Annotated in this window: 10 protein-coding genes and 2 pseudogenes; 3 read left to right on the top strand and 9 right to left on the bottom strand. The window is 43.6% G+C overall.

Annotated elements, in window-relative coordinates:
- Positions 1 to 1,470, bottom strand: a 1,470-nt coding sequence (recQ, locus tag DP116_RS23090; RefSeq protein ID WP_169157397.1) for a DNA helicase RecQ, incomplete at its 3' end; no start/stop codon positions are given.
- A 191-nt stretch (positions 1,471 to 1,661) separates the two neighbouring features.
- Between recQ and DP116_RS23085 the strand changes: the two genes are divergently transcribed.
- Complete coding sequence (locus tag DP116_RS23085) at positions 1,662 to 3,449, top strand: ABC transporter ATP-binding protein (RefSeq protein ID WP_169157396.1); 1,788 nt, start codon at positions 1,662 to 1,664, stop codon at positions 3,447 to 3,449.
- A 108-nt stretch (positions 3,450 to 3,557) separates the two neighbouring features.
- On the opposite strand, the pseudogene DP116_RS23080 reads toward DP116_RS23085, so the two are convergent.
- The 3 genes and pseudogenes from DP116_RS23080 to DP116_RS23070 form a co-directional block, all read right to left on the bottom strand.
- Positions 3,558 to 3,860, bottom strand: a pseudogene (locus tag DP116_RS23080) (DEAD/DEAH box helicase); the annotation flags it as partial.
- Positions 3,861 to 3,953: 93 nt separating this feature from the next.
- The gene (locus DP116_RS23075) at positions 3,954 to 6,188 is read right to left on the bottom strand and encodes a serine/threonine-protein kinase (protein WP_169157395.1); all 2,235 of its coding nucleotides are present in this window, start codon (positions 6,186 to 6,188) and stop codon (positions 3,954 to 3,956) included.
- 241 nt (positions 6,189 to 6,429) lie between these two features.
- On the bottom strand, positions 6,430 to 7,137 hold the full coding sequence (locus tag DP116_RS23070) for an FHA domain-containing protein (protein WP_169157394.1): 708 nt from the start codon (positions 7,135 to 7,137) through the stop codon (positions 6,430 to 6,432).
- Between the two features lie 254 nt (positions 7,138 to 7,391).
- Here DP116_RS23070 and DP116_RS23065 point away from each other — a divergent pair, with 254 nt between their 5' ends.
- On the top strand, positions 7,392 to 7,676 hold the full coding sequence (locus tag DP116_RS23065; RefSeq protein WP_169157393.1) for a DUF427 domain-containing protein: 285 nt from the start codon (positions 7,392 to 7,394) through the stop codon (positions 7,674 to 7,676).
- A 127-nt stretch (positions 7,677 to 7,803) separates the two neighbouring features.
- Here the strand turns inward: DP116_RS23065 and DP116_RS23060 are convergent, their stop codons facing one another.
- The 5 genes and pseudogenes from DP116_RS23060 to DP116_RS23035 all read right to left on the bottom strand — a co-directional run bounded on the left by DP116_RS23060 (position 7,804) and on the right by DP116_RS23035 (position 10,584).
- Positions 7,804 to 8,241: a TOBE domain-containing protein gene (locus tag DP116_RS23060; protein ID WP_169157392.1), complete on the bottom strand. Its 438-nt coding sequence runs from the start codon at positions 8,239 to 8,241 to the stop codon at positions 7,804 to 7,806.
- Between the two features lie 741 nt (positions 8,242 to 8,982).
- Positions 8,983 to 9,360, bottom strand: coding sequence for a hypothetical protein (locus DP116_RS23050; protein ID WP_169157390.1), 378 nt, complete (start codon positions 9,358 to 9,360; stop codon positions 8,983 to 8,985).
- Positions 9,361 to 9,641: 281 nt separating this feature from the next.
- Complete coding sequence (locus DP116_RS23045) at positions 9,642 to 10,058, bottom strand: alr0857 family protein (RefSeq protein WP_048871017.1); 417 nt, start codon at positions 10,056 to 10,058, stop codon at positions 9,642 to 9,644.
- 36 nt (positions 10,059 to 10,094) lie between these two features.
- A pseudogene (locus DP116_RS23040) lies at positions 10,095 to 10,262 on the bottom strand (HNH endonuclease); the annotation flags it as partial.
- A gap of 85 nt (positions 10,263 to 10,347) precedes the next feature.
- Positions 10,348 to 10,584, bottom strand: coding sequence for a hypothetical protein (locus DP116_RS23035; protein ID WP_339381535.1), 237 nt, complete (start codon positions 10,582 to 10,584; stop codon positions 10,348 to 10,350).
- An 82-nt stretch (positions 10,585 to 10,666) separates the two neighbouring features.
- On the opposite strand from DP116_RS23035, the gene DP116_RS23030 reads away from it, so the two are divergent.
- Positions 10,667 to 11,002 (top strand): ribbon-helix-helix domain-containing protein, encoded by a 336-nt coding sequence (locus DP116_RS23030; RefSeq protein WP_017315076.1) that lies wholly within the window; start codon positions 10,667 to 10,669, stop codon positions 11,000 to 11,002.
- The last annotated feature ends 260 nt before the right edge of the window (positions 11,003 to 11,262 follow it).

Below are 11,262 nucleotides of genomic sequence, written 5' to 3'. Positions count from 1 at the left end.
CAATACAGCGTAACCATCAGCAGTTTGTTCTAATAACCCTTGGTGCAAGAGAGAACGCCCCAGCATTCGCCATTCATCTACAGTTTTATCTTTACCAATACCGTGAGTGGAAAGTTTGTCATGTTCGTATTGAGTAATTTTTTGGGTTTTTCCTCCCCGCAACACATCTATAATATGACCCATACCAAATCTTTCTTTACATCGAGCCACACAAGATAAAAACTTCATGGCTTCAATTGTCCAATCTTCTATTGGTTTGGGATAACGACAGTTGTCACAGTTACCACAATCACCAGAAAAACGTTCCCCAAAATATCCTAACTGAATTGTCCGTCGGCAATCTGTTCCTTCAGTGTAGTCTATGATCTGCCGCAGTTGATGTTTAGCAATCAACTGTTCTTGAGGATCTGGTTTTTGGTTGATGAGAAATTCAATTGTTTTGACATCACCGTAACTGTAGAAAAGAGTACAGCGAGATGGTTCTCCATCTCTTCCTGCTCTCCCTGATTCCTGATAGTAACTTTCCAGATTGCGGGAGATATCAAAGTGAATGACTAGCCGCACATCTGGTTTGTTAATTCCCATACCAAAGGCAATTGTTGCCACCATAACACGCACATCATCACGAATAAATCGAGTTTGATTTTTGGTGCGTTCTTCATCAGATAATCCGGCATGATAAGGTAAGACTGAAATTTTATCGTGTTGCAGTTTCAGAGTCAGTTCATCAACTTTTTTGCGCGTCAAGCAATAGACAATTGCTGAACCTTCTGTTTCCCTGACGAGTTCCAACAATTCAGCGTAAGCATACTTCGTTTTAGAACGGACTTCGTAGTAAAGATTTGTGCGGTTGAAGCTGGCGATATGGATGCTTGGTTGCTTTAACCCAAGTTGTTGGATAATATCAGCACGGACACGCTCAGTTGCTGTCGCAGTCAACGCAAGGACGGGAATATCTGGGTAGCGTTTGCGCAGTGACTTCAGTTGGCGATATTCTGGACGAAAGTCGTGTCCCCACTCAGAGACGCAGTGTGCTTCGTCAATAGCAAAGGCAGAAATACCAATTTGATGATGGACTAAGTCGAGAAAGGGGAGAAATCTTTCACTCAGCAGGCGTTCTGGGGCGACGTATAGGAGTTTGACTTTACCACTGAGGATGTTTTCTTCGCGCGATCGCACTTTATAAGCATTCAGACTACTATTAAGAAATGTTGCCGCAATTCCATTATCACGCAGTGCTTCCACTTGGTCTTGCATCAAGGCTATCAGCGGCGACACCACCACAGTGAGACCTTTTTTCAGCAGCGCTGGTAGTTGAAAACACAGCGACTTTCCGCCGCCAGTCGGCATGACAATCATTAAATCCCGATTTTGTAGCGCTTGTTCTATGATTTGTCGCTGTCCGAGGCGAAAATTATCGTAGCCGAAGTAGTATTTTAGCGCTTGTTCTAAATTGGGATTCTGTGACATAAGTGACTGTGTTGCAAACGAGGCATTGTGCCTGTTTTACATCATAATCAATATTGACACTCCCACCCCTAGGCTTCGCGGGCATGGGTGGGATTCTGGCATCTAGTCCAAAGCCTGTGCCAAACGCTATGGTCTGCACATCAATGTAACCTGGTACAAGCTAACCTGGTACAAGATATGAGGTTCGCCACATGCAGATCGTCCTCCGATCCATCTCCTACTTCCGCAAGGACTTATGGCTGATCGCCACGCTCTTGGTTCTGATCGGGGCATCGGTGGTTTTGAACCTTCTCAACGCTTGGCCCATAGCGATTCTAGTTGATACGGTTCTCTCACCAACCCCGAAACCCAACTGGATTCATACGCTGTTTCTTGCCCCGTTCGGCGAAGGCAGGCTGAACCGAATTTTCGGAATGGCGATCGTCGGGATGATCATCAAGATCCTGAGCGATACCGTCATAATGCTGCGTAAGATGTTGAACTACCGCATTCAGTACAACGGAACCATGCGGGTTCGGACCGAACTGTACGACAAACTGCAGGCGCTCAGTCTTGGCTGGCACAACTCCCAGTCGCAGGGCGACGCGATCTATCGGTTGAGCTACGACAGCCTCGGACCGTGGGGGGTAATCGATGTACTCATCGGCTCCACTGCCGCATCGGTCACCCTTACGGCGATGATCGGAATCATGCTGTCGCGCCACGTCCTTCTCACCGTGTTCGCACTTTCGTTCACGCCGCTTCTGATACTTGCGAATTGGTACTTCGAGGGAGAGATTAAGCGTCGAGCTACGAACTCGAAGCGTACCGACGCGCTCATGACCTCCACCATGCAGCAAGCTATAGAGTTGATCGGGCTGATCCAGTCTTTCGGTCGAGAAGCGACCGAGTCGCGGCGCTTCGCGCAGGTGGTCGAGCAAAGCGTCGCTGCCTCGATGCGGCTCAATTGGCTCGAAACCCTCTATCCGCTCGCCGTTCAGGTAATCTTCGCCCTGGGAGGCGGGGTAATCTTCGGCTACGGCGGGTACCTGGTCTATCGCGACCAGTTCTTGCGTCCGGTGCCGAACGGCTTGACCATCGGCGATCTGATCGTATTCATGGCTTACCTCGCGCAGTTCTGGGACCCGTTAGGTTGGGTGTTGGGGTTCACTACTAAGATCCAGACATTCGTAGCCTCATGCGATCGCGTCTTTGCAGTAATTGACCTTGCGCCTGCGATCGCGGACGAGCCTGACGCGCAGCCGCTTCCCGTCCGTCCCCGCACACTAGCCCTTTGCGACGTGAGCTTCGAGTACAGCCCTGGGCGGCCCGTCTTACGGAAGATCAGTGCTACTATCGAGCCGGGTCAGATGGTGGCGTTTTTGGGTCCAAGCGGGACGGGAAAGAGCACGCTGCTCAATCTCCTGCCGCGCTTCTACGACCCGATGGAGGGTCACGTCCTCCTCGACGGTGTTGACCTCCGCACTTTTAAGGTCTGTGACGTCCGCAAACACATGGCGATCGTCACGCAAAGCAGCCCACTCTTCCCCGGAACAATCGCGGAGAATATCGCCTACGGTCGCGCAGATGCTGAGTTCCACGAGATTCAAGAAGCGGCGATCGAATCCGGGGCAGCCGAGTTCATCGAAACCTTGCCCGAGCAGTATGATACCATAGTTACTGAGGGCGGTCAGAACTTCTCAGGCGGGCAGCGGCAGCGCCTAGCTATTGCGCGCGCGCTCCTCACTAACGCTCCTATACTCATCCTCGACGAACCCACGAGTTCGCTGGACTTAAAGCACGAGCAGTGGGTGATACAGACCCTCCAGCGTCTACGCCGCTTGAAAACCATCATCTTAGTCACGCATCGGCTCGAAACCGCCGTAGACTGCGACCAGATTTTTGTGATGCAGGGGGGTGAGATTGTCGAGTCCGGTACCCATGCCGAACTCCTTGGCCTCCGGGGGCTATACGAACGTATGTTGGGCTACCGTTTTTGATAGTAGTCCATGCCAAGGTCGGCAGAAAGTCCTGCGATCGTCCATATTTGGTAGAACAAGCGTGCCAGTTTGTGTGCAGTAGCGGGAAAAAGCTTTTGGTGCCCCCAAGCGCGATCGCACTTTATAAGCGTTCAGACTGCTATTAAGAAATGTTGCGGCAATCCCATTATCTCGCAGTGATTCCACCTGGTCTTGCATCAAAGCTATCAGCGGCGACACCACCACAGTTAAACCTTTTTTGAGTAGTGCTGGTAGTTGAAAACACAGCGACTTTCCGCCACCAGTCGGCATTACAATCATTAAATCCCGATTTTGTAGCGCTTGCTCAATGATTTGTCGCTGTCCGAGGCGAAAGTTATCGTAGCCAAAGTAATATTTTAGCGCTTGTTCTAAATTGGGATTCTGTGACATAAGAGACTGTGTTGCAAAGGAGGCAGATTGCTTGTTTTACATGATAGTCAATGTCTGTAGAACAGGTTGTGATTGATGCTTAACTTACAGTACTCAATTAGCTTGAGTGTCATATAAGCTAGCATATCCAGCTTTTTCCAGCAGTTGTTGACCCTCAGCAGTCAGTAGCAAATTTGCATAAGCTTCTCCTGCTTGTTGATCGGGATGATCCTCTTTAAGGATGACATACAACTTACGAATAAGGGGATACTGCTTGTTGCGAAATACTTCAATATTTACTCGGTTGCGCCCTTCTTGGATGCAATCTTTATAAGATAGAAACCGTTTTTGATAGGGAGAAACTAGTTGGTTAAATCGATACCCTAGTGGTAGTGCTTTGATATTGCACTGTTTAACCACCTCCGGAGCCGAAGCATAGTAGATACTGCCCATATCACTTTGTACTAGTTTAAGAGCTGAGGTTGTGTCTTCCTTAAACTCTACTGTGGTGCCAAAATCTGAATTTTCTAAAACATCTTCCACAAAGATTTTAACCGTGCCGCCAACCTCTTTTTTACGTGAGTAGGGCTTAATTGGTAGATTTAGATTATTTGAACCTTTGACTTGGTTCCAGTTGGTAATTTTACTTTGATAAATAGCCTTGAGTTCGGAAATAGTCAAACCAGAGATGTTTAATTTAGGATTGACTGCAACTACAATGCCATCAATTGCCACTGGGATCTGTTTCAAAAGAAATCCCTGTGTATGAGCTTTCTTATATTCATCTCCTGTAAACGGTCGAGAAGACTGAGCAAAGGTTAGCCTCTCCTCCCCGTCTAACAACCCTAACAATTGCTTAATACCAGTTTCCGAACCGGGATTGACGCTTTTTGGATTAACAAGCTTCAACTTAAAGTTAGGAAAAAATTTTTGAATCTGTGGGTCAACGTCACGCCGGATGGGTGCCCAAGTCGTGCTACCACCGTAATAAAATGTTTCTGGGGCCCAACCTAACGGTTCCACTTCTTGTGCCTTCCAATGTCGTAAAGCAAAAATATAAAGTAAAATTACCAGTGGGGGACTTAGGGTACTAATCACTAAACCAATTTGCTGTTTAATTGTGCATCTTTTAGTAATAAAAAAATCAACATAAATGAAACAAATTGTTAGTAACAGCCACAACCCAGCGCTAATAAAACTGGTTCCTAATGAACTGAAAATTGCCAGCGCTACCATAAAGCTAGCAGGACTCGTGAATGCAGCCGGCAGACTCAATAATTTCCGTGGATTCGGTTGGTTGGGTTGAGTATCGTTTGGTGGTTGTGTTCGTTTGGAAACATCTCTTTCTTCTTTGTTTGTGTTTGTCGTACGGTTATATTGGTATGTAGCTTCCTCAATTTTGCTTTCATCAGGTGGTAGTTTTTCTAGCCATTCTTGTATTGTTTCAGGGCGCTCTTGTGGAAATATTTGCAATCCTAAGAGAATGGCATCATTTACCTGCTCGCTGATATACTGCTTACCCTTAATCTGCTGCGGGGTTTTCAGTGGCTCTCCATTTAACCTCCTCCAAGAGGCAATTGGTGCGTTTCCTGTCAACAAAAAATACAGTGTTGCTGCTAAGGCATATACATCAGTGTAAGCTCCCCTTTTATACTTTTCTCTATACTGCTCAATTGGTGCGAAGTCCTGTGTCAAAATTGGAGTATGCTGCTCTGTCTGATTATGAGAAAACTTTCGAGCAATTCCCAGATCAATTAAAACTGCTTCTAACCCATTTGCTCTCCTAATAATATTTTTGGGGTTAACATCTCGATGTAAAAGATTATGTTCATGAAGTACTTTTAGAGCTTCACCAATTTGGCGAATATAACGTAAAGCATCAGCTTCGGAAAGAGGACCATTTTTTCTAACCCATTTGTTCAGGTCTTCACCCTCAATATATTCCATTACAATGCACCATTTACCCGATGTCTTAATCAGATCCTTAAATGGTACAATATACAAATTTTTACAGATTGCGAGATTAATTGCTTCTTTGACAAAGTTTTCTTCAAAACTGTCAGATTCTTGTTCGTTATATAAGTCGCTTTTGAGAACTTTGATAACAAGAACCTGATTTTTTCGGCTATCTTTGGCGCGATAGATAACACCAAAGCCTCCTGTACTCAATTCTTCTTGAATAATGTACCTACCACCTTTTAACTCATAACCAGGCAACCAATTACTCACAATGCCTCGCTGATTTTGAAGTGACTGTTCTAACGCCTGCTCTATTTTCTCGTTTGAAATTGAGTTCGTTGGCTTGCTTGATTTGCCATTGTTATATTTGCTAGGTTGCTCTTGAACCATAATCCCTATCCCAAGTCTTGTTGAAGAATTTGGCTAGCAGTTTGAGTCTGCGATCGCTCATAGCCCATGTGTCGCAGAACAGTTCCAATCTGCTTCTAAGCTAAAGTACGAGTATTAAGATATGTTTAAGGCTAAAAAATGAGCGCTATGCCAAATATTGGGTACAGTATTTAGGTTTCTGGGAACAGTCTCTTAACAAAGACCACTGTTCCTTAAAGACATGGCAGTTGTTGTTATTGACTCACGCAATCAGTTTAACTTTCAGGCTGTAACCTCTTGCCTTCTCCGTTATGAGAAACTCAGGTTCACCAGGATCTGACTCTACTTTTTTGCGGATAACCCAGACAAGGCGTGTAACATCATTATTTGTGTGACCACACGAATCTCCCCAAATTGCTGTTATCATCTGTTGATACTCACACACAACAGGCTTATTGTTATTTGCCTGATTGCGTTCTGCCATATAGTGAATGAGATTCCGTTCTCTTCGACTTAAGTGAATCTCTTGTTGCTCACTACTTTTGACTAAAAAAAGCTTTTGTTGACTTAAGCTGTACTCTAAGAATGCTGGAGGTTGGACAGTTTGTTCAGAATCTCGAAAGGTTAGCCTCCAAAAGACAGGTTCATTTTCCTCCAAGAACTTGCCAAGAATGAGGATGGTGTCCCCATTGTTAAGTTGGTATTTCCCATGCTGGCGCACATCGATTCGAGTATCACGATTGCATCGCTGCACGAAAGTTCCATTCGCACTTGACTCATCTACCACCCACCAGCAGTTTGCCTTACATTCTAAGACACAATGGTTCCGTGAGATTGTTTTATCTGAGTTAGGAAGGATTATATCATTGCTATTACTTCGTCCTAAGGTAAAGCGGTCTTGTTCTAGCTTAATGGTGTACTTATTGCCATCTGGCTCTTGAACATCAAGAAAATGACACTCTGAATGCATAAAGAAAATACCTCCTCCTAATTATCAGTGACCTCAGCTGCTAATATGCAGTGAGGCTGGTTTTACTGATAATTATTTTTGCTCCCAGTACCTACAGCAATTGACAAGTGATCTGAAAATCTTCCAATGTCAATCCAAAATGCCTTGAATTTTCCTTGATAAAAATTTGCTCAGTGTAGCCATTTTATGCGTGGGCAAGATGCTCACCAGAAGAATCATAATGTAATGTGTAGCGTTATTAGCACTTGTCATCTATGGCAAAAGCAATCTGGAATGGTGCTGTGTTAGCCGAAAGCGATAACACCGTAGTTGTGGAAAGCAACCATTACTTTCCCCCTGACTCAATTAACAAGCAGTACTTCAAGGAAAGCAACACCCACACAACTTGTCCTTGGAAAGGTCTCGCCAGTTACTACAATGTTGAAGTTGATGGACAACTCAACAAGGACGCTGCTTGGTATTATCCTGATGCAAAGGAGAAAGCAAAGCAAATTGAAGGTTATGTCGCCTTCTGGAGAGGTGTGAAAGTCGAAGCTTAGTAAAAATTTAATACTTCTAAAAGTACCCTCACCCCTAAGTCCTTTTCCAACTTGGAAGAGGAATCAGGAGTGAGGGCTTTTGTATAATTTTGTCACTGACGAACTATAAGGTTAGTGGGGGAAGATGTCAATCCCTAGCAATAACAATATCGTTGGACTTGATCACTGCGTAAGCTTCTGTACCCTCAGACAAATCTAGCTCGTCTGCCGACACTCTTGTGATAATTGAGGTTAGCTCAACTTTGTGAACAATCTCTAGCGTGACTTCAGTGTTAACAGCCCCAGTCACAACTCGTTTAATGATTCCTTTAAGAATATTCCGGGAGCTGACTTTGAGTGGTTTCTTGCGACCAAAAACTTCTATCCTAGAAGTCCAAGCCTCCTCTGTTTCATACTGTTGAGTTGGTAGTGATGGGGCCTGTTGAGACTCCTTGTTGAGACTACGCACCAGTTCCCGCAAAATTTCTGTTTTAGTGCGCTGAGAGTGCTTTGAAAACTCTTCTAGAATTTTTCGCTCCTCCTCTGAGGTTTGAAAAGTAATCCATCCTTGTTCTTTTCTTGGCATATTTTTACCAATTTAGTTGGTAATTATGAGTTTTTCTTGGTATGATCCTACCAAGTGTCAATCCTTGTAAAAATAAATCTCTATGCCGCTGTTTTCCTATGAGAAGACAACTTGTTTTTCTTGGCACAGCATTTACCAGTTTGCTTGTGAATATTTAGCTCAGGATTGTTTGACTTATTCCCAGTTCTAGCACAATCTAACACTAACTTACTTGTATTTGCTACTACCAGCTGAAAATAGAAATTATATATGTATCAATTTATAGGAATCCGGTTTGGTTTTGAACTTACTAGTTGAGTTAGGGAACTCTTAACAGGGAACTCTTAACAGGGAACAGAGAACATAAACTGTACCTAGCTGAGCACAAATCAAATAAGATTGCTATATATTTATCAGTTTATAAATCATTTTATCTACGGAAGCAATACTAATTTTTAGATAATGATCGCCCAATTGCCAATCAGGGGGGTGAGCTTTGCACAATCGCTCAGCGTGTTTTGCCCAACCAAACTCTGTATGATAATAACTCTGCTCCCAAGAAGAAGGGAAGGCGTTTTTGAAAGAAACGCCTTGATTTTTACGGGTATGTCCTATGCCTATGGCTGACGCCACGGCCCCGTGCCGAACGGCAGGAGTGAGCGCATAGCGCTGACGCCAGAACCAGCACGAGGGTTTCCCTCGTGCGGCGCTGGACTCACAATCTACAAAAGAGTGCCACCTGATGATATTCTTAACCATGTGTTAAGACACATCCTTTTCATCCGATATTTCATCTACCGCAATTTCCCAAGGTATGCCTTCTTTAGATGGAGGACAGAAACGGATTTTGGCAGTATTGGAAAATAGCTTTAATTTGTTAACTATCTGAGGAATAGCATTTGCTATATGCCAATAACTTTCCATGTCATAGCTAACAATGACCAGTATTAAACTGCCACCGTTTATTTGGAAATACCAGTGACAATTAGACAATAAAGCCCGAGTCATTGAACTACAAGCTTTGAAAAAGCGTTTGCAGATAGCTTCTTCTAGTTGTCTCAGTAATAACTCATCAAGTTGTGTCACCCGAGTTGGAGGCAAATCATCTGGAGAAAGAGGAGGAAGAAAACGTCTGCTCATGGCACAAAATGTTTACTATCAACGGAATCGCTTATACATAAATTCGCATTCAATTATGAGGAGACGTCTAAATCTCAAGATTTTTTTCAAAATTAGAATAAAAAAATTCATAAAACTGGAATATTTTTTAACACATTTAAAACCTCTTTTCTTCATTTATTTGTTATTAAATACACGCCCTGACTTATTCGATTGTACTTGTATAAGTGAGGCTATAGGCATAAAAAAAGAACAATGACAGTTGTCAGCTTTCAGCAACCAGGCTGAAAGCCAACAACTCATTACTCGCTCATAACAGAGGCTCTGTGTTGAGCTTCTTGCCAAAGTTTGTGGAGAAAAAACTCAGTAGGTGAAGCAGAGTGTTCACCGTAAAATGAATCGCTCATTGCGGTGATAAAAACGCCCTCAGCATCCTGAGAACCATTTGATAGCCAATAACCTCGCAGAGTCACTTCCACACACTCGTGATCACAATTGCACAGAGCGATAATTTCACTGTTCTCTCTATTGACAAGAGCTTTAAGTATTTCTACTCCTGGCAAATTAACAGGAAGTAAAAAGGAAGCAGTGCTGGGTTCAACACACAGAGATCTCCCTACTCGCAGTGCCAAAATCACTCGCGCTTGCACCCATTCTTCTAACGATTGAACTAAACACTCTAAACAAAAACTCGTTTCAGTGTATGTTAATTTCAGCATTGCTTATGCTCTCCTGTTATTCCAGGTTTGCTTGCAGGTGGGTGAGTGAACTTCCGATCCGCTTTGGCGATAAAAATATAGTGGATCAGCTTTATCTGTTACTAACAATACAATCGCTTGCTCGATATTAACCCGACACAGTGGCAAATCATTTTGATAAAACACCACCACGGATTGTTCTAAAACTTGCATCGCGCTTGTCACAGCTTGACTCCTTATAAACAAACCCCCGCTTCTTATTGAGTGGAAGCGGGGGTTGGAATTTGACCTTGTTGAAGTCTTGGTGCTTCTATATCGGTACAGCATTTTGTTGCTTGTACCTCCCGCTTTGTCGTTCTAGTTTTGCTACTGCATTCAGTGCACGAATGCTGGCATATTGAGAATCATAATTGCCCTGTGTGATTTGCCATTTATTCCAGTCACCGTCTCCCATAAATAAATACTCCACTCCCACAGCGGCTGATTCCCAACTTAATCGACAGTTGACAACACGCAAGGAAGTAGAGATGGGGTAAACGGATTTCACAGAAAATTTCACCTATTGAACATTCCTTTAAACATACTACACTTGTATTACTATCCTGTCCATACTTTAAGGAGAAAAACTGATGCATACAATAGCTCGCACACCAACCACCGATATGGAAGTCACCAGCATCCGTCTAGAACGGGAATTGAAAGATAAACTCAAAGAATTAGCTGGTAATCAGGGATATCAAGCTTTGATTCGAGACATCCTCTGGAATTATGTGCAGCAAAAATCAGGTGAGTGGAAGCCCCGATTTTCGCGAGCTGATATTCGGGCTAGCATAGCCGCAACAGCACAACAAGAAGAACGCTGTGTACTAACAGGTCAACTCATTCAACCAAAACAACCAATGTTACTAGGACTGACAAGAAATGGCGATATGGTTCCTCTAAGTGTCGAGAGTTTAGCTGGTTAAACTTTTTTCAACTGAATGCAGCTCAGTTGTTCTATATGATACTGCAACGGGCTGCATTCAGAATTTTGCTTTATCTTTATTTATCAGTAAATTTAATAGTTTAAGATATCAAATTATTAGACTGTTAGCCCCAATAGATTTGGATGCCTTGCAACTGAGTGAGGCTGTTTGAACACCAGGAGTTTCAACAACGACTTGACACATAAAAACCCATTAGCTGAGTAAAAATAAAATATTGTAAAGAATTATGAGTTAAATTA

Origin of the sequence: Brasilonema bromeliae SPC951 (genome assembly GCF_012912135.1) — a bacterium.
In the GTDB taxonomy this organism is placed as follows: domain Bacteria; phylum Cyanobacteriota; class Cyanobacteriia; order Cyanobacteriales; family Nostocaceae; genus Brasilonema; species Brasilonema bromeliae.
Note: the sequence above shows the minus strand (reverse complement) of the source record. Positions and strands in the feature narration are given on the sequence as shown.